General features: G+C 54.7%; 17 protein-coding genes. 5 read left to right on the top strand and 12 right to left on the bottom strand.

What is annotated here, in order from left to right:
- Positions 1-18: 18 nt before the first annotated feature.
- Entirely contained in the window at positions 19-2,076 is a 2,058-nt protein-coding gene (locus tag ACZF99_RS03635; RefSeq protein WP_483609159.1) for an endonuclease MutS2, read from the bottom strand.
- 1,178 nt (positions 2,077-3,254) lie between these two features.
- On the opposite strand from ACZF99_RS03635, the gene ACZF99_RS03630 reads away from it, so the two are divergent.
- Positions 3,255-5,135, top strand: a complete 1,881-nt coding sequence (locus tag ACZF99_RS03630) for an LTA synthase family protein (protein ID WP_483609157.1) — start codon at positions 3,255-3,257, stop codon at positions 5,133-5,135.
- A gap of 75 nt (positions 5,136-5,210) precedes the next feature.
- Here the strand turns inward: ACZF99_RS03630 and ACZF99_RS03625 are convergent, their stop codons facing one another.
- Complete coding sequence (locus tag ACZF99_RS03625) at positions 5,211-6,647, bottom strand: MATE family efflux transporter (RefSeq protein ID WP_483609155.1); 1,437 nt, start codon at positions 6,645-6,647, stop codon at positions 5,211-5,213.
- A gap of 148 nt (positions 6,648-6,795) precedes the next feature.
- Here ACZF99_RS03625 and ACZF99_RS03620 point away from each other — a divergent pair, with 148 nt between their 5' ends.
- The 4 genes from ACZF99_RS03620 to ACZF99_RS03605 all read left to right on the top strand — a co-directional run bounded on the left by ACZF99_RS03620 (position 6,796) and on the right by ACZF99_RS03605 (position 10,020).
- The gene (locus ACZF99_RS03620) at positions 6,796-7,701 is read left to right on the top strand and encodes a helix-turn-helix domain-containing protein (protein ID WP_483609153.1); all 906 of its coding nucleotides are present in this window, start codon (positions 6,796-6,798) and stop codon (positions 7,699-7,701) included.
- 117 nt (positions 7,702-7,818) lie between these two features.
- Entirely contained in the window at positions 7,819-8,682 is an 864-nt protein-coding gene (locus ACZF99_RS03615; RefSeq protein WP_483609151.1) for a DegV family protein, read from the top strand.
- Between the two features lie 143 nt (positions 8,683-8,825).
- Positions 8,826-9,266, top strand: a complete 441-nt coding sequence (locus tag ACZF99_RS03610) for a hypothetical protein (protein ID WP_483609149.1) — start codon at positions 8,826-8,828, stop codon at positions 9,264-9,266.
- Positions 9,267-9,309: 43 nt separating this feature from the next.
- The gene (locus ACZF99_RS03605; protein WP_483609147.1) at positions 9,310-10,020 is read left to right on the top strand and encodes an AIM24 family protein; all 711 of its coding nucleotides are present in this window, start codon (positions 9,310-9,312) and stop codon (positions 10,018-10,020) included.
- A 91-nt stretch (positions 10,021-10,111) separates the two neighbouring features.
- Here ACZF99_RS03605 and ACZF99_RS03600 read toward each other — a convergent pair whose 3' ends face one another.
- The 10 genes from ACZF99_RS03600 to ACZF99_RS03555 all read right to left on the bottom strand — a co-directional run bounded on the left by ACZF99_RS03600 (position 10,112) and on the right by ACZF99_RS03555 (position 17,917).
- On the bottom strand, positions 10,112-11,254 hold the full coding sequence (locus ACZF99_RS03600) for a phosphodiester glycosidase family protein (RefSeq protein ID WP_483609145.1): 1,143 nt from the start codon (positions 11,252-11,254) through the stop codon (positions 10,112-10,114).
- Positions 11,255-11,460: 206 nt separating this feature from the next.
- Positions 11,461-11,910 carry a rhodanese-like domain-containing protein gene (locus tag ACZF99_RS03595; RefSeq protein ID WP_483609143.1) on the bottom strand — a complete coding sequence of 150 codons (450 nt, stop codon included), beginning with the start codon at positions 11,908-11,910 and terminating at the stop codon, positions 11,461-11,463.
- A gap of 5 nt (positions 11,911-11,915) precedes the next feature.
- Positions 11,916-12,227, bottom strand: coding sequence for a rhodanese-like domain-containing protein (locus ACZF99_RS03590; protein WP_483609141.1), 312 nt, complete (start codon positions 12,225-12,227; stop codon positions 11,916-11,918).
- 22 nt (positions 12,228-12,249) lie between these two features.
- Entirely contained in the window at positions 12,250-12,522 is a 273-nt protein-coding gene (locus ACZF99_RS03585) for a metal-sensitive transcriptional regulator (protein ID WP_483609139.1), read from the bottom strand.
- 141 nt (positions 12,523-12,663) lie between these two features.
- Positions 12,664-13,251: a hypothetical protein gene (locus ACZF99_RS03580; protein ID WP_483609137.1), complete on the bottom strand. Its 588-nt coding sequence runs from the start codon at positions 13,249-13,251 to the stop codon at positions 12,664-12,666.
- Entirely contained in the window at positions 13,241-14,818 is a 1,578-nt protein-coding gene (locus ACZF99_RS03575) for a sensor histidine kinase (protein WP_483609135.1), read from the bottom strand. The genes ACZF99_RS03580 and ACZF99_RS03575 overlap by 11 nt, the downstream gene beginning before the upstream one ends.
- A gap of 154 nt (positions 14,819-14,972) precedes the next feature.
- Positions 14,973-15,179 (bottom strand): helix-turn-helix transcriptional regulator, encoded by a 207-nt coding sequence (locus ACZF99_RS03570; protein WP_483609133.1) that lies wholly within the window; start codon positions 15,177-15,179, stop codon positions 14,973-14,975.
- 1 nt (position 15,180) lies between these two features.
- Positions 15,181-15,498, bottom strand: coding sequence for a DUF6442 family protein (locus ACZF99_RS03565; RefSeq protein WP_483609131.1), 318 nt, complete (start codon positions 15,496-15,498; stop codon positions 15,181-15,183).
- A gap of 237 nt (positions 15,499-15,735) precedes the next feature.
- Positions 15,736-17,019: an ABC transporter permease gene (locus ACZF99_RS03560; protein ID WP_483609129.1), complete on the bottom strand. Its 1,284-nt coding sequence runs from the start codon at positions 17,017-17,019 to the stop codon at positions 15,736-15,738.
- Positions 17,012-17,917, bottom strand: a complete 906-nt coding sequence (locus tag ACZF99_RS03555; RefSeq protein ID WP_483609127.1) for an ABC transporter ATP-binding protein — start codon at positions 17,915-17,917, stop codon at positions 17,012-17,014. The genes ACZF99_RS03560 and ACZF99_RS03555 overlap by 8 nt, the downstream gene beginning before the upstream one ends.
- Positions 17,918-17,942 lie beyond the last annotated feature (25 nt).

Below are 17,942 nucleotides of genomic sequence, written 5' to 3'. Positions count from 1 at the left end.
GACTCGCCTTCGCCAACATTAGTCTTCCCCCGGCGGCTTTTTGACAATAACCAGCCCTTCCACGTGCCGTTTGCCCATCAGCTTGCGCTTCTTGCGGTTTTCCTTCGAGTCGAAGACAATATCCAAATCGTAGTCCTCCGGATAAAGCGATTCCCCTTTGAGATAAGGCTTTAGCCGTTTGTGGTTGACTTTGATTTTCCGCTTTTGGACCTGAACCAACACCATCCCCCAACGATCCGACGGTTCGACGACGATGCCGATCTTGCCAACGGAAGTCACGAGAACGGCGTCGCCTACCTCAAACCTGCGGGAACGTGGAAGATCCGCTCCCCCAGCCTCCATCCCGGCTTCTCCGGACGCCCCATCGATTTCTTTCCCGCCGTCGGCCACTCCCTTTTGTCCTGTCTCTTCCGTCGCTCCGCCCCCCTTCCCACCGCATCTGTCGAGGGTTCTGCCGCCTCGGCTCGCCGACTTCGCAGGTGATGGGGCCACCTTCATCGGGACGATCTCATCCCACCGCAACCCGCCGCTTCCGGCACCTTCGGCGGACTGCTGGCGACTGACGATATGCTGCGAGCGTTCGATCACCCCGCCGGACATCCCCAGCTTGCGGGCGATTTCGATCGCATAGCTGCGGCCGGATTGCCCGATGGTTAGCCGGTACAGCGGACGCAGCGTCTCGGCGTCGAACTCCATCCGCGCATTCTCGAAACCTTCCGCCCGAGAGGCAAACGTCTTAAGCTCGTTGAAATGGGTAGTGACCATGACGGTCGCCCCTTTGCGGGCAAACTCCTCCAGGATTGCGATCGACAAGGCGATTCCTTCTCCGGGGTCGGTGCCCGCGGCCAGTTCGTCGATGAGCACCAGGGTGGACGGCCCGGCTTCCCGCAAAATTTGCACCAAAGCGCCGATCTGGGCGGAGAACGTGCTGAGCGACTGCTCCAGATCCTGCCCGTCCCCAATCACCGCGCGAATGCCTTGGTATACCGCAAACCGGCTGTCCGGCGCAACCGGCACCAGCAAACCGGATTGCACCATCAAGGTTAACAGGCCAAACGTCTTTAAGACGACCGTTTTCCCACCGGTATTGGGGCCGGTGATGATCAGCGCCCGGTAATCTTCGCCGATCGCCATATCCAGCGGTACCATCGTTTGCAGCAGCTTCGGGTGCTTGGCCCCGCGAATGACCGTTTCACCGGTCTCGCTGATCATCACCGGGGCCCCGCCGATCGCCGCAGCGTATTTGGCTTTGGCGAAAATAAAATCGTACGTCCCCGTAATCTCAATATTTCGAACGAGGTCGGCCGCTTCCCGTTCGACCAATCCGGCGAGGTAACCCAGAATTTTGGCTTCCTCCCGGGCCTCCTCTCCCTGAAGCAACTCCAGTTCGCCCTGCAGCGCCGCGACCTCCTGCGGTTCGATAAACACCGTTTGCCCGCTGGTCGACTGGTCCAGCATGCGCCCGTTCACCTGTTTGTAATGGTCTTTTTTGACCGGAATCACGTATCTGCCGCCGCGCACGCTCACAATATTCTCCTGAAGAATGGAGGCATGACGAGCCATGACCGACTGAATGCGCTTCTGGATCCGCTCTTTAACGATGCCGATTTTTTTGCGCGTCTTCTCCAGTTCCCGGCTCGCTTCATCCGTAATGACTCCAAACCGGATACAGCGGAGTATCTCCTGCTGCAACGCGGGCAAATCCTGCAGATCGGTCGCATAAACGCCGATCCGCCAGGCCAGTTCACCTTTGGAAGCCATGTATTTCTTCAGTTGCCCGCAGCTGTGCAGGAACGTCTGTACCGCCATCAAGTCCTGCTCGGTGAACAGATAACCCGTTCCCAGCAAGGAGACGACCAGCTCGATGCCTTCCAGCGAGGGCAGGGGCACACTGGCCCCCTTCCCATATAGGGCAAGCGCTTCGGCCGTTTCCGCAATCGCCCGCTCGATCGCTCTTTTTTCCGCCATCGGCGAAAGCTCCTCGATTCGTTTCCTGCCGGCATAGGATACCGCGTATCCCAGCAAGTCCTGTTTAATGCTCTCATATTCCAACGTGCTTAGCGAAAATGTTCTCAAAGGTAGAACCTCCTTCATGTGATTGTCATTCCTTCTTTCCGAACGAAAAAAAGGCAAAGGACAGCACGTATGCCATCCTTTGCCTAGACCTCTCCCGCGATGCCGGTCAGAAAATCAAAAAAGCCGTGTTGAAAACAGCACGGCTTCATCGTTTTAATGATGACGGCAGCCTGAAAGAAGCTGCATGATGTTCCGCGTGTGTTCTTAACTCATTCATAGACCGAAACAAGCGTACGGAAAAATACGGGCGCGCTCAGACCTCAAGCGGCACGTTCCTGTACCCTGTGTAACCGTCTCTATGAAGTTGATTAGTTAAGAACCTTCACCGACATCAAAATCTCTCCTCTTTAGAGGTTGTTCAAAAAGTCATCTTCGGATCACGATGTAAGACAAGAAGTCATCTCGACATCGAATCTTGAATTCACCCGAGTCCTCCGTTGCTCACGTAGCTTCCAGCTACGCTCCGCTACTCAGCCCCTAAGCTTCATTCAACCTTCTCGGTGCTCCAAACCTGCCTTTTCGAACCTTCATTGAATTGGTTGTTCAAAAAGTCATCTTCGGATCACGATGTAAGACAAGAAGTCATCTCGACATCGAATCTTGAATTCACCCGAGTCCTCCGTTGCTCACGTAGCTTCCAGCTACGCTCCGCTACTCAGCCCCTAAGCTTCATTCAACCTTCTCGGTGCTCCAAACCTGCCTTTTCGAACCTTCATTGAATTGGTTGTTCAATAAGTCATCTTCGGATCACGATGTAAGACAAGAAGTCATCTCGACATCGAATCTTGAATTCACCCGGGCCTTCCGCCCACTCACGTAGCTTCCAGCTACGCTCCGCTACTCAGCCCCTAAGCTTCATTCAACCTTCTCGGTGCTCCAAACCTGCCTTTTTTTGAACCTTCATTGAATTGGTTGTTCAAAAAGTCATCTTCGGATCACGTAGCAGGATTCCGAAAGAAGGAATGCCTTTAATTTACCAAAAAGGGGGGTTATCCGTCAAGAATCCGGGTTACGGCGCGCTGCATCCATTTTTGGGTGGAATATCTTGTTAAATGAGTGAATTGATTAATTTTTTTCTTGCGATCATTTCATGTATTATATATGGGGCGTTAAAATTGTTAACTTAACATTAAATTTAAGTCAACCAAAGGAGCTTTTGCGGAAAGGAAGGAAACGAAGTGCCACAATTTAATCGTATTCGGCTCGCCAACGTCAAGCCGTTTGTCTTTTTCTCCGTCATTATGATCTTGAAGATCTATCTCGTCTGGGATGCCATTTTTGATGGAGTTCCGGCTTGGGAGCCACTGCTGAAGGAAATTCCTTTTATTTGGGTTTTGTTCTGCCTGATTGAATGGTTCTCCTCCAAACGTAAGATCGGCCTTTATTTAACCGTTAACCTGATCGTTACCGTGATCTTCTTCGCAGCCATTATGTATCATAAATACTATGGGGTCATCGTCAATTACACGGCCCTGCAACAGGTCAATCAGGTAACCGCCGTGAAGAACAGCGTGTTCTCCCTGCTGGCCCCCTATTATCTGCTGATCTTCTTGGATATTGTGATTATCGGCTTCTGGCTGTTCCGGAAGAAACGTGCCGAGAAGCTTAGAGCTTTCTTCAATCTGAAGAAAGCCAGCACCGGCGTCATTACCGGGATTTTCGCCTTTTCATTGCTGCTGTGTATCTTCAACGTGTGGCCGAACCGGGCCAGCATGAACGAAATCAAGCAAGCCGAGCAAATGGGTATCCTCAACTATGAAACGTTCACGATTTTCTCCAGCGCCAAGAAGGATGAACTGGTCGACAAAAACCAGATCTCCCAGGCGAAAATCGACAAATTGAAGGGGATTACCGCCCCGGCTGAACCGAAGTATTTCGGGGCCGCCCAAGGCAAGAACCTGATCATTATCCAGTTGGAATCGTTCCAGAACTTCCTGATCGACCTGAAGATCGACGGTCAGGAAGTGACGCCGAACATGAACAAGCTGGTTCGGGAAAGCACGTATTTCAAGCATTTCTATCAAATGGTCGGACAAGGCAATACCTCCGATGCCGAGTTTGTCGTAAATACCTCGTTCTACATTCCGTATAATGAGGCGGCGACGCAAAACTACCCGGACAAGGACTTGCCGAGCTTGCCGAAGCTCTTGAGGGATCAAGGTTACGATACCGCGACGTTCCACACCAATGTCGTCGATTTCTGGAACCGCGGCGCGCTGTACGACGCGATTGGCTTTAACCGCTATTACGACCAGAAATGGTTCGGCACCGAGGACACCATCTTCTTCGGCCCTTCGGACGAGGTGCTGTACAAGAAAACGGCGGAAGAGCTGGATCGGATGCAGCAGGCCGGGCAGCCGTACTATGCCCAGGTCATTTCCATGACGGCGCATCATCCGTTTACGATGCCGCACGAGAAGGATAAAATCCAGTTGCCGGAGCGTTACCAGGAAAATATGGTCGGCGATTACCTCCGCTCCCAAAGCTATGCCGACTATGCGTTAGGACAATTCATTCAGGAGTTGAAGCAAAAAGGGATCTGGGACAACAGCGTCGTGTTCATTTACGGCGACCATCTCGGCTTGCCGATGTATTCGCTGGATAAACACGGCCTGGAATTGATGAAGGAAATTTACGGCCGCGATTACAATTACATCGATATGATCAACATTCCGTTGCTCGTCCGTGTGCCGGGCGTCGACACGCCTGCCGTGATGGAAAACGTCGGCGGACAGGTCGATATCCTGCCAACGGCGGCGAACCTCCTTGGCTTGAAGCTGGATAACCATATCCACTTCGGCGAGGATTTACTAAACCAAACATCTTACAACCTGCTGCCGCAGCGTTACTATCTCCCGTCCGGCTCGTTCCTGAACAACCAGGCGTTGTTTATCCCTGGGGTTTGGTACGATGACGGTACGAAGTACCCGCTGGCCAAAGACGGCGTAGAACAGGCATTGACGACGGAGAGCGAATATAATCGCGCCCTTGAACTGCTCCGTCTCAGCGACAGCTACGTGCAGCAGTTGCCCGATCGGGCGAAGGAAACCAAGGAATAACACGATGTTCCGCAAAAAAATCAGAGCCGCAGGCATCCCGAACCGGGGCGCCCTGCGGCTCTTTTCTCTACATCATCACAACGCCGGAGTGGCTACTCCGTCTATCGCCGTTTTCCCTTGGGTTTGCGCTTGGTCTTCCTGACCCCATCCGCGTTCCTGAAGCAGCTCCCGCTCTTTCATGCGAAGATGCTTGCGCCCTCTCCAGCGGAAGAACGAAAACACGCCGCGGATGTATTCGTCGCTGATCATGCTGGCGTAAATCGCGATAATCCCCCAGCCGAGCGATACCCCAAACAGATACGAACAGCCGGTCGCCACCACCGACATGAAGATCAAGGATATGATCATCGTGTACCTCGTGTCCCCCACCGCATTCAGCGAGTTGCCGAGGGCCATATTGATCATCTTGCCCGGCTGCAGCAACAGATTCAACCACAACAAAGCCGCGCAGAGCGTCAGAATCTCGGGGTCTTGCGTAAACAGCCCCATCAGCTTTGGACCGAACAGCACAAGAATAAATGCGTTAACGATCACCAGCGGAAGCCCGAAGGCCAACACACGATATACCGCACGATACGCTTCCCTTGTTTTGCCCGCTCCGTAAAGATGGGCGATTTGGATTTGCGCCGCCATCGCCAGCGAGAAGCCTAACATGAAGCAAAATGACTCCAGCGTATTCATATAGGTCCTAGCGGCCAGCTCGGTGGAACCAAGCACCGCGAGGAACGAGAAGATCGCCAGTTGCGAGAACACCCAGCTCGCCGAGTTGACGCCAAGCGGCCAGCCGATCACGAGCACCTCCTTGAACAACTTGCGGTCGAACACCGGGATGTCTTTGATGCCGATACGCCGCTGAAACGTGCCAAGGAAAATCAGCAGCAGCACGACCGTAGCGATCAGGCGGCTGATGACCGTCGAAATGGCGACTCCGGTCAACCCCCACTGCGGAAATCCGAAAGCCCCGAAGATAAAGCCATAGTTCATGAAAATATGAATGACGTTCATGCCGATCGCCGTATACATCGGCCCTTTCGTATTCCCGGTATTGCGGATCGCCGTGCCCAACATGGAGATCATTGCGGTCAATATCATCCCGCCGCCGACGATGGAGATATAGACCTTGGCCAGCGGCAGCAATTCTGCCGGCAACTGCAGCATCGTGGCGATCGGCCCCGGTACGGCGACCAGCAGAAGGCTGAGGAAGATCCCGATCGCCGCCGTTACTTTGAAGGCGATGATCGCCACGGTCCGGGCATCCTCCTCGCGGCCCGAGCCGATCTTCTGGGCAATGACGATCCCCGCGCCGCTCGCCACGGTGGCAAACAGTGTAGTCAGGGCATTAAACAATTGGTTGGAGAAGCCGACAACCGCAACCGCGTTGTCGGAAATACGGCTAACCATCAGCGTGTCGACGGTGCCCAGCAGGATTTGCAGAAACAATTCGATAAATATAGGCCAAGCGAGCAGCCAGAGGGAAAATTTATCCTTCTCGCCGCCCTTCATTTTCTTCATTATTACAACCTCCTGGATATCGGAGAATCCAAAGGACTCCCTGTCATCGTGTTAGCATGAAACACATTATAGATGCTAACTACATTTTGATGTATCATAAAATCAACTCATTCTTTCAATATTCCAACCCAAGAGGAGCTGGTTACTTTTGCCTCCCGTTATCGAATTTACCGCGCCCCCTCTGCCCCATTACATCGTCAGCGGCTCAGCGGTCATCCCGGCGGGCGGCAAGCATCCCAGTCGGCAAAATATCGGCGCCTTCGACCTGCTGGTCGTCGAACACGGACGTTTATTCATCGGTGAGGAAGGGCGCGATTACGAAGTGGCGGCCGGACAGGCCCTGATTCTCCGGCCTGACTGCTATCACTATGCGCTGGAAGGCTGCCGGGAGGATACCCTGCACCATTGGCTGCACTTTCAATTGATGGGCGACTGGCGGGTCGTTGCGGACGAGGAGTATCGGCATTGCGGATGCAGCATGACGGATAAGGACATCCCCGGATCGCTCTCCCTGCCTCCGTTCACAGCAACTTCGTATACGGTCCCCTTGCCCCAATATGCAAAGCTGGCCCAGCCGCAAAAAATCATCCCCCTGCTGAACGATCTGGTCGAATTGAACCGGAACATCCATTTGGATAGCGTCCGGCTGCGCCAGCAGGCCCTTTTTCAGGATGTGATCGTGGAGTTGTCCGCCTCGTCCGCCAATGCCGGACTCCCTCCGCAGTCGGCTTGCGCCGAGAAGGCAGCCTCCTATCTGCGCGAGCATTACGATGAACCTTTTTCCGCGCAAAAACTCGGAGAAAGCATCAATTTTCATCCGGTCTACATCGCACGCTGCATGCAGAAGGTGTTCGGCTGTTCGCCGGCCGTTTATCTGCAGCGTCTGCGCATCGAACAAGCCAAACTGCTGCTCCTTCAAACCGATCTGACGATCGAGCGAATTGCCGAACGGGTCGGCTTTAACCAACCCGCGTATTTCACGGCCTGCTTCAGCAAAGCGGAAGGCATGTCCCCGCGCAAATATCGCCAGCGATTTACTTGGAATCAGAAATAAGGCGGCCCGTTCCGTGATCCCTCAAGATCGACTTTTTTGCTTATCGGTCGGGACTCCTCTATAATTCAAAGAAAGCAACCGCTTTGATTTGATCCTTATCCAACTGGGGGAAATGTATTGACACTCGTGAAAATATTCGCCGACAGCCTTTCGGATGTGCCGGAAACCTGGGCCGCCGCATACGATATCGGCATTGTTCCGCTTTATGTCGTTTTCGGCGAGACCGCCTACAAAGATAAGCTGGAGATTACCACCGCCGACATTTACCGACGGGTCGACGAGGACGGAGTCCTCCCCGGAACGGCCGCGCCGGCCCCGGCCGATTTCATCGCCGCTTTCGCGCCTTGGATCGAGCAAGGGCGTACGATCGTGTACATCAGCATGTCATCCAAGCTCTCGTCCACTTACCAGAACGCATTGATCGCCGCAGCCGAATTTCCCGATGGACGCGTGCATGTCGTGGATTCCCTGAATGTATCCGGCGGTATTGCGTTGCTGGTCGTGAAAGCCGCCATCGCCGCCAAGCAGGGGATGGGCCCTTCCGAACTGGTCGGCATGCTGGAGGAAATGCGGGACCGGGTCGAAATCGAGGTGCTGGTGGACAATCTCGACTACCTGCACAAGGGGGGCCGCGCTTCCAGTGTTCAGCATATGATCGGAAGCTTGCTCAAAATCCGGCCCGTGCTGAAAGTCAAGGATGGCCTGGTCATCTCCGCCGACAAGTACCGCGGCAAAACCGAGAAAGCCGTCGAACGGATGCTTCACAACTTCATCGACAACGTCCACAAGGTCGATCGGGAGCTCATCATCGTCGCGCAAACGCTGGCCGAAAAAGCCGCCGACTTCATCAGGAATACTCTCCTCGAAAAGACGGACGTTAAAGAAGTCGCCATTATTGAAGGCGGGTGTGCCATCTCCTGCCACTGCGGCCCGCGAACGGTCGCCATCATGTATCTTCGGCAGCCGAATTGCGCCTTGTAAGCTGGATCGGTATTCCATTTAAATAAAACGAAACAGGCCTTTTCGCCGGCGAAGTCCTCACCGGCGGAGGGGCTTTTTCCGCATGGAAACTATTCTGTCTCATCAAACGTATTAAACGTATTAGTTGTTAGGAGGTGGGGAACATGAGACTTTATCGGACGGGCGGGACGGCTTTGCTGATGACCGCTTTATTGCTGACGCTGGACGCGTTATGCTTCGGCAGCGCCAATCGGGCCAATGCGGGAGTCTGGAACGATTGGGTCAACGGCGTGAAGGAATTGTCGCAGCTCCCCGCCGAAGTGAATGAACTGAAAGCCGATTACGCGGCGACGGCGGACAAGCTTGAAGAAGCCCGAGGCACACTGGAGGAAACCCAAAGCACGCTGGACGCGTTCCGGCGGCAAAACGAAGAGCTGATCGAACGCAATCGGGAGCTTACCGCTACCGTGGCCGCTTTGACCGAGGCGCAGCAAACCCGCGACGCCAATGCGCGCAAGATGCGCGTCATGTTGTTTACGGCCGCCGGGCTGTTTGCCGGATATTTTATCGTGCTGCGGGTCATTCGTCTGGTCCTTCGCCGTTGATTCGAATTCGATAGGCTCGGTTCCCGGGCAGGAGGTGAACCCCATGGACATATGCGAGCATCACGAGCCTTCCACGCTGGGCGGACAGGCCGTCACCTTTGATCTGGACGCCGGAGAACTGCTGCACATCCTGCACCCCGATCAAGTGATCGCCTTTCGCGGTTCCGCCGCGCAGCGCAGCGACAAGCTGATGGACGCCAAAGGAATTTACCGCAAGCGCAAGCTGATCCGCTCCGATTACTGCGGACCCTGCCGGTTGGTCGCCGCGTTTCCTCCCTCGGTCGGTTTGAAGACGCTGACGCTGACGGAGGAGAGCGATTGGCTGTACGACTTTCGGCAGCTCTTTTTTTATACGGAAGGCATACGGATGGAAACGCGGATACTCAGCATGAAGAACATGATGATCACGCGCGACGCAGTGAAGGTCAAATTTGCCGGTCAGGGGCAAATCGGCATGCTGACCCAGGGACAAGTGCTGGAGCTGCCGCTCCATCCGGAAGAACCGCTTTACGTCGATGTCGGCCGGGTGCTGGCCTATCCCGAGCACGCCAAGTTGGAGCTGTCGGTTTACGGCAACCACTTGGCCAGCCAGCATATGCGCTATCAATGGAAAATCACGGGAAACGGGTCCGTCCTTATTCAATCGGGCGGCACCGGAAGCCGGGAATTGGAGCGGGACCTACAAGCGGAGGACGGCATCGTGCGCCGTTTGCTGCGCGAGGCGATTCCCTTTGGCGGGGTATTTATCAAATGAAAAAAGGCCGGACATTAGGGGGTTCATGCTCCCGCTGTCCGGCCTTTTTCGCATCCTGCGGCGTTCATCGTGTTCAAAATATCCGAAGCGATCATTTCTTCCCGGGGTCGATATCCTGGGGACGGAGCCCCTCCCAAATGTTCGGGATGTTCGCCTTGGACGGATCTTCGAAGACGAGGAAAGCCGTCGGCAAATAACGCTCTCCGTATTCGGACGAAGGCTTGTTGACGATATTCCCGCCCTCCTTCACCAGTACGGTGGACGACCCGCCGTCCAGGTTGGCGGCGATCACCGCGCCGTGGTCCAGCATGATCTGCTGGACATCATATAAGCTGGCGCCGATGCTGTATCCCGGCTGGCGTCCGTCAATGACGACGAACAGGATCGCGCCGTCTTCGCGCTGCCCCATGGCCGTCCGCGGCGCGATGCCCCAGCCTTCTTTTTGGCTGCGGATTTGCCCTTTGCCGTTCACGATGATTCTCGGCTGGAACGTCACCGCCTCCTGGATGCCCAGCTTGTTCAGTTCTTCCAGCGTATATTTGCCGGCGATCATCTTGCCTTGCTTATCCAGACCGACGATTTGCGTCGCCGCGCCCGAACTGATGCCGTTGTAATACAGCTTCCCTTGCGAAATGACCACTCCGATCGGCTTGAAGCCGTTGCCCTTCCAGTTCGGGTCGGCAAATCCGCCTCCATTGACGCCGGCGAGGGCTCCGGTCCGTTCCACCATGCTGGAGACCTTCTCCCCTTTGCCCCGCTTAGCCGGTACGCCCAAACGGATTTTGGTCGGATCATGGACGGTCATCACGTATCCGTGGTAATTGTTACCCGAGACCTCCTCAATCTCGACGAGCGGCTTCTCGACTTGCGAATCCTCCTTCTCCGTGTTCGATAAGTCGATCGTATGGGTGTCCTTCTCCGTTCCCATCTGCTCGAATCGGGCCTGATAAGCGGCCACCCGCTTGTCCAGCTCCGCCTGCCCAATGATATATTTCGCCCAGTGGCGATGCTGCGTCGTAATCAGCGTGTCGGCCATCAAATATCGCATATTATTGCCGGACGGGGTGAAGAACAGCCAGATTAAAGCGGCCGTCCCGATCAGCATCATCGTTGTAATAAACCGGGACAGCCAAAAGAAAAATCCACGCTTTCGCCGTCTTTTGACCGACTTGCGCTTCTTGGCGCCCGTGCCCCTTTTCACCGACGCACGGCTGGGTAAGGATGGCGTTGGCATGAGATGTCTCTCCCCTTGCTTTCTAGTATCTATTGCTGTACATATAACGTTCGATCCGTGCCGAAAGTTTCATCGCGCTAAGAAGGCCGGCACGCCGGAAAGGGATGGAACAACCTCTAAGTCCCTGAACGCAAATAAGTTGGACGAAAGAAAGATAGATTCTCCGCCCAACTTCGTATAGGTGCATGTAGTTCAGCATCCCGCCGTCATATGAACAAACAACACTGAGCACTTGAATTATCGGCCTTTGGGGACAGCTCTTTCTTTTCCGAACACGGCTTCAGCACCGCCCTAACTCGGCAAACTTCCCCACGCAAGGCGTATAATTGCCGGAATCCCCGTCTTCTTAGGATCCGCGCGGCCTTCAGCACCGCATACCGGCTATCCGCCAGAATCAGAACAGGCTCCTCCGGCGAAAGCTCCTTGTTCCACACGAACGGCAGCCGCCCTAACGAAATATTGATCGTTCCGTCCAGGTGGCACTCCTCATAAAAAGACGCGTCCCGGACATCCAGCTTCTTCGTTTGCGGCGGAAGTCCGGACCCGTCCATGACCCCGGCCCCCACGAACGTCAGGCCCGGAACGGGCCATAACTGACGCAGCAAATAACCGCTGACGGCGGCGACAAATAAGCTTCCTCCTGCCAATGCCAGCATGGCCGTCACTCCGTTTCGTCCTGCCAGGCTTGCATCCCGCCCGTCATGTTGACCATGTGGTAACCTCTTTCGCCCAGCAATTCGCAGGCCAGGCTGCTGCGTCCGCCGCTCCGGCAGACGACGATCCATTCCTCATTCGGATCAAGCTCCGCGTGCCGCTCCGGCAGTTGCCCCAGCGGGATATGCTTGGCCCCCGGAATATGGCCTTCGGCCCATTCGAGCGGCTCACGGACATCCAACACATGAACCCGTACGCCGCGTTTGATCCGCCCGGCCAGCTCGGCCGGGGATATCTCCTTCTCTGGCTGAAACGCCATGTTTATCGTCTCCTTTTCCTTGTTACCGGCTTTTGACCAACAGCTCGACGGCTTCCTTCACCAGTTGGCCGGTGTCGCCCCCTTGAGCCTGCTCCTCCAAAATGCACTGCTGCAAGTTATCCGCGACGATCTGTGCCATCGCTTTGTCCGCAGCGCTCCGCACCGCGGACAGCTGGCTGACGACCTCCTTGCAGGGTTTGCCTTCTTCCATCATGCGAAGCACGCCGCGCACCTGGCCTTCGATCCGTTTCATGCGCCGTTTTACGTCATCCGAATACGTATAAGCTTCCGCCATTGCTCGTTCCTCCTTCAAAGAACACGGCAGTTTGTAAATACCCCCACGGGTATTATTTTAGGAAAGAAACCCGGCTCTGTCAATTCGCGCATTCCTAGGTTTAAGAAGAAAAGCAGCCAATGATCGGCTGCTCCCTTCCTCCTATTCTAACGTTAGCTCTTTCTCCCAGGTCAATTCCTGGCCTTGCTCATTGCCGAACACGAAGGTGACCTTGCCCTCCTCGCCTTTCATTTCATCGGGATAGAGGAAGCCCATAAACTGTCCGTCCCCGCTGATATAGAACCCGTCTCCCCCGTTTTGTCCATTTTGGATCGCTTCTTCCAGCGTATTGACGATCTCGTTCTTCCCGGATGTCCATTGAATCTTCTGCAGCCTATAGCCTTCCGGCACTTTTTGGACTGCAAAATCGAAGCCGCCCCCTTCCGCAAGCGGCTTGGGCGTCTGATCGATCACGATCAGGATGTCCCCATTTGCGGCGCTGTTCGCATCGGGCGGGTTACCGTTCGGATCATCTTGATTGCCGTTCGTAGCATCCTCGTTGCCTGGGCTTGCCGAGTTATTCCCCGAATCGGCATGGGTATTGGCCGGTGCCGGGTCGCTAACCCCTGCCGTATTCGAAGGCGCATTCTGATTGTGCGGCGCTCCGGAAAGGGTTTTGCCGCCGCATGCGCTCAGCATGATCACCGCCGTCAGGGCAGCCATCCACAAAGCCAGTGTTTTACGTTTCATCATGAGTTTCTCCTCCGTTTTTGTTGTCTATCTCTCGTAAGGTAAAATAAAAAGCCACGCCATGCCCGGTATTGAATGCGCCGTACTCGCTGCCGTGCAGCTCCAGGATATGCTTGACGATCGCCAGCCCCAGCCCCGTCCCGCCGGACTTGCGATCCCGTGAACGCTCCGCCCGGTAGAAATGATCCCAGATCCGGGCCAGATCCGCTTCGGCGATGGAGGGCCCTTCATTTTCGATCGTCGTTGTCATTTTCCCGTCCGCGTCCCGGTGCAGCGCGATGCGGATCGCGCTATGCTCGCGGGCATGGCGGACGGCATTGCTTAGCAAATTCAGAATGACCTGCTCGATGCGCTGCGGATCCGCCCAAACCGTGATCTCGCCGGGAGCAGAGGACGGGCCGCCTTCATCCTGGCTCCGCTCCATTTCGATCCGAAGCCCCTTGGTGTCGAGCTGCTGATCAAACGACTCGGCCGCCCGCTCGACCAAGCCGGCCAGGGAGAAGCTCCGGGGGTGGAGCTGCACCTTCTTCACCTCGAACTTGGACAGCTCCAGCATATCCATGATCAAAGCGTTCATGCGATCGGTTTCGCCGACGATCATGGCCAGATATCGCTCTTGCTTGTCGTCCGCCACGCCGTCCTGCAATCCTTCCGCAAAGCCCTTGACGATGCCGAGCGGCGTCTTCAGCTCATGCGAGATATTGGCGACCAGCTCTTTGCGCAGCTCTTCCGCCATCCGCTTCTCCTCCACGTCGAGCTGCAGTTGGCGGTTCGCGCGAGTCAATTCCTTCAGCGCCTGATCCAAATTGCGCGACAACCGCGCGAGATGACGCGACAGCTCGCCGAACTCATCCTTTGAGGAGACCTCCGGCTCCGCGGAGAAATCCAGTTCCGCCAGCCGGGCCGCCGTGCGATTCAAGGCGAGCAGCGGACGGGAAACCATCCTCGAATAAATCAGCGATAAGATCACTACCAGGACGAGAATCAGCGGAGCCAACACGACCACATAACGCTGGAGGATATCCACGGCCTCGCCGACCGGCTGCAACGAGCTTAACGCTATCATGTAGCGCGGGCCCCTCCGGCCTTCGTTGGCAAGCGGCTCCAGCAGCACGGCGTATTCGACGCCGCTCCATCGGTCGCGCCATTCGAATCGGACCGACTCCCCGCTAAGCCGCCCGGCTTCATCGGATGTCTGAGCCCTCCAGGCTTGGAGTGCATCATCGATCAACGTATCCTGATAAAAAGGATTATAGGAACGGAAATTCAGCTCCGGCAGCAGCAAATCCGCGACTTCCCCTTCCGTCCGCACCAATCCCGGGCCGGGCTCACGGCTCGCCTCCGCCGACAACCGGATATTGACGGGATTCATGATCGTGTCCAGCTCATCCATAAACATCCCGTCCACCGCCAGCCGGTCGCCGATCGCCATCTGCGGGATCGCGTCGACTGTCATACCTTCGGTCGGAATGACGACCTTAACCGTTCTACCGCCCGATGTCCGCAAATCGATGTAATAGGGTTCATAGTGCAGCTGCGCAAATTCCCGATACGTTCCATTCGGCATCACCTATGCTCGTATTCCGGCCGTCCCCCTACACTTCTATGAATTCGGGCTGCACCTCCATTCCTCCTTGCACAACCAAGTATAAAGGAGCGATGTGACTGTCGTGTGAACTTGGGGTGATTATTCAGAAAAAGAGGCCTTCCTGCCCTTACCCTTAAAAATAAAACAATTCTTCAAATTTCTTGTCCAGCGCGATGCATAAGATCAAAGCCAATTTCGCGGTGGGATTAAACTGCCCTGTTTCTATAGAACTTATTGTATTCCTTGAAACCCCTACTAGCTCTGCCAATTGTGCCTGGGACATTTTCAGTTCCGTTCGCGCTTCCCGTAGATTATTTTTTAAAACCAATGGCTCACTCATGCTAATTCATCACCCCATAAATATAAAGAGCTGTGAAGGAAAGGCTTATGGTGCCTCCGATAATGAACTTTAAAAAATCCATTCTTCTTCTGGAGACCTTATACATACCAAAACCTTCGCCTCCCAAATAGCCAAAAAATATAGCAATTAAAGCAAGGTTTGTTTCCTGCAAATCATTGTATAAATTAAAAACAGCCAATATTATAAATACCCCTACCATGCCAAGGACTCCACTTTTTCTTCCTTTGCTTAAGACAAATTCTCTTCCTTCATCCCTTTTTTCTTCCCTGCTTTTCTTCAACACTTCATCCTTATTCATAAAAAAGCTCTCCTCCCTAACTCACACGGATTTTGACAATAAAACTTGTCAATTACATCCTAACATGCAAAGTTTTCTTGTCAACGGGAAGCATTAATGAATATCTCTCGAATAAATAAAAAACCTTGATAGACAAGTATTACGTCTATCAAGGTTCAAAATCGTTTCATGTGCGTCATGATTTGTCTCATTTATTTACCACAAGTATAGACATCACTCACAGCTAATTCCTCACCGTTAAATCTTATACGCCTTCATCGCTTTGCGCAGTTCTTTGAACGTTGGACGCTTGCCGTACAGCAGAACGCCGGTGCGGTAAATCTTCGCGGACAGCCAGCCGAACAGGAAGATCGCTACCGCCAGGACGACTAGCGACACCGCGATTTCCCAGACCGGCGGTTCGCCGATGCCGACCCGCACGATCATCGATACCGGCGAGACAAACGGGATGAAGGAGCTTACCTTCATGAGCAGCGAGTTTGGCGTGCTCAAGCTGAAGATCCCGATATAGAACGCCGCCAGCGACAGCATCGTAATCGGCATGACCGCCTGCCCCAGCTCCTCGGTCCGGCTGACTAGCGAGCCGATCGCGGCGAAGAGCGTGGCATACAGGAAATAACCCAGGACGTAGAAGACCAAGCCAAGCACTAACACTTCTACGCGGATATCGGACAGATGAAGGTCGAAATTCGCCAGCACCGGTTGATTATACGGCAGTGAGATGTTGATCGCGATCACGCCGGCGAAGATCGCGATCTGCAGCAGGCCAATGAAGAACATCCCGAGAATCTTGCCGAACATTTGCGCCAACGGCGAAACGCTGGTGATGAGGATTTCCATGATGCGCGAGCTCTTCTCCGCAGTAACCTCGGCCGAAATCATATTGCCCGTCATCATAATGGTCATGAAGAACAAGATGATCAGCACGTACACGATCACGAAGTTAATTGGAGCCGCTGTTTCCGCCTGACTTCCGGTTTCGCTTCCGCCCGATTCCGCCGAAGCCTTGACGGCATCGATTTGTATCGGCGCGCTCAGCGCGGCAATCTGCTCATCGGACAGCATGCCCTTGGTCAAATACTCCGCCTTGACGTTCTGCAGCGCGGCCTGCAGCGCCGTTTGCAGCCCCATACCCAGGCTGTCTTTCTCGGAGGTATAAGTCACGGCCGGGAACACGCCGCCGTCCCCTTCGGCGAACTGCAGATAACCATCGATGTCCCCGGCATCGATCGCCGCTTGCAGCTTCGCCTTATCCGCTTGTTCATAAGGAACCAGCGTGTAGCCTGCCGCCTGCTGCTTCTCCGTATAGGCTTCAAGCGACTTCGCCAGCTCCGGCTGCCCTTCGTATACGAGGCCGATTTTGGCCGGACTGTCGTCCCCGCCGCTGAATTTATCGATGATATAAGGGACGTGAAGCCCGACGCTCACCAGCAAAGCCAGCACCAAAGTCGTAATGATAAAGGATTTCGTTCTAACCTTATTCATAAAAGTAAAACCGACAACCGTCCCCATCTTATTCATTCGACTCACCTACCTCTTTAATAAAGATTTGATTCAGCGTAGGCTCCTTGATTTCGAAGTGCTCCACCTCGCTGACCTCCATCGCATGGCGCAAAATGTCCTGGGCCGCCGAAACCTGCGAGATGCGGATCAGGTAACCGCGTTCTTTCCGCTCCACCTTTTCTACGCCCGCGATGCGCTCCAGCCCCGCCACTTCTCCCGCCGTGTGCAGCAGCACCTCTTCCCGGGGATACCGTTTTTTGATCTCCCGCAAGTTGCCTTGCAGCACCGTGTTCGAACGGTGCAGGATCGTGATGTTGCGGCACAACTCCTCCACATGCTCCATCCGGTGCGTGGAGAACAGGATGCTGGTGCCTTGGTCGCGCAGTTCCTTCACCGTTGCCTTCAGCAGCTCAACGTTAACCGGATCGAGCCCGCTGAACGCCTCGTCCATAATCACGATTTTCGGTTTGTGGACCACCGCGGCGATGAAGCCCATTTTTTGCTGATTCCCTTTGGACAGTTCCTCGATCTTCTTATCGTAATATTCCGGTACCTCGAACCGTTCGAGCCAATACTTCAAGCTCTTGTCGGCTTCCGCCGAGGACATGCCCCGCAGGCGGGCCAGGTAAATGATCTGGTCGCTGACTTTCACCTTCGGATACAAGCCGCGCTCTTCCGGGAGATAGCCCATCTGCGCTTGCAGCTCGCGGCCGTAAGGCTTGCCGTTGTACAAGATCTTACCGCCGTCCGGATAGATCAACCCCAGCACCATCCGCATCGTCGTCGTTTTCCCGGCGCCGTTTGCACCGAGCAAGCCGTAGATTTCGCCTTCCCCTACCTGCAGCGAAATGTTGTTGACGGCCGTTTTCTCGCCGAACTGTTTCATTACGTTTTCCAAAACCAATGGGTTCGCCATATTCCCCTCTCCTTCTCCTATTCAG

The organism is Paenibacillus sp. JL3B1040, assembly GCF_057063165.1.
This window is presented reverse-complemented; position numbering and strand designations above follow the sequence as displayed.

Excerpts from the sequence above, each read along its gene's own strand:
- ACZF99_RS03590 (WP_483609141.1), bottom strand. The coding sequence starts at position 12,227 with ATGGCGTTTCAGCCAGAGAAGGAGATATCCCCGGCCGAGCTGGCCGGG.
- ACZF99_RS03625 (WP_483609155.1), bottom strand. The coding sequence starts at position 6,647 with ATGAAGAAAATGAAGGGCGGCGAGAAGGATAAATTTTCCCTCTGGCTG.
- ACZF99_RS03595 (WP_483609143.1), bottom strand. The coding sequence starts at position 11,910 with ATGCTGGCATTGGCAGGAGGAAGCTTATTTGTCGCCGCCGTCAGCGGT.
- ACZF99_RS03560 (WP_483609129.1), bottom strand. The coding sequence starts at position 17,019 with ATGAATAAGATGGGGACGGTTGTCGGTTTTACTTTTATGAATAAGGTT.
- ACZF99_RS03575 (WP_483609135.1), bottom strand. The coding sequence starts at position 14,818 with ATGCCGAATGGAACGTATCGGGAATTTGCGCAGCTGCACTATGAACCC.
- ACZF99_RS03605 (WP_483609147.1), top strand. The coding sequence starts at position 9,310 with ATGGACATATGCGAGCATCACGAGCCTTCCACGCTGGGCGGACAGGCC.
- ACZF99_RS03570 (WP_483609133.1), bottom strand. The coding sequence starts at position 15,179 with ATGAGTGAGCCATTGGTTTTAAAAAATAATCTACGGGAAGCGCGAACG.
- ACZF99_RS03565 (WP_483609131.1), bottom strand. The coding sequence starts at position 15,498 with ATGAATAAGGATGAAGTGTTGAAGAAAAGCAGGGAAGAAAAAAGGGAT.
- ACZF99_RS03580 (WP_483609137.1), bottom strand. The coding sequence starts at position 13,251 with ATGAAACGTAAAACACTGGCTTTGTGGATGGCTGCCCTGACGGCGGTG.
- ACZF99_RS03610 (WP_483609149.1), top strand. The coding sequence starts at position 8,826 with ATGAGACTTTATCGGACGGGCGGGACGGCTTTGCTGATGACCGCTTTA.
- ACZF99_RS03600 (WP_483609145.1), bottom strand. The coding sequence starts at position 11,254 with ATGCCAACGCCATCCTTACCCAGCCGTGCGTCGGTGAAAAGGGGCACG.
- ACZF99_RS03555 (WP_483609127.1), bottom strand. The coding sequence starts at position 17,917 with ATGGCGAACCCATTGGTTTTGGAAAACGTAATGAAACAGTTCGGCGAG.
- ACZF99_RS03585 (WP_483609139.1), bottom strand. The coding sequence starts at position 12,522 with ATGGCGGAAGCTTATACGTATTCGGATGACGTAAAACGGCGCATGAAA.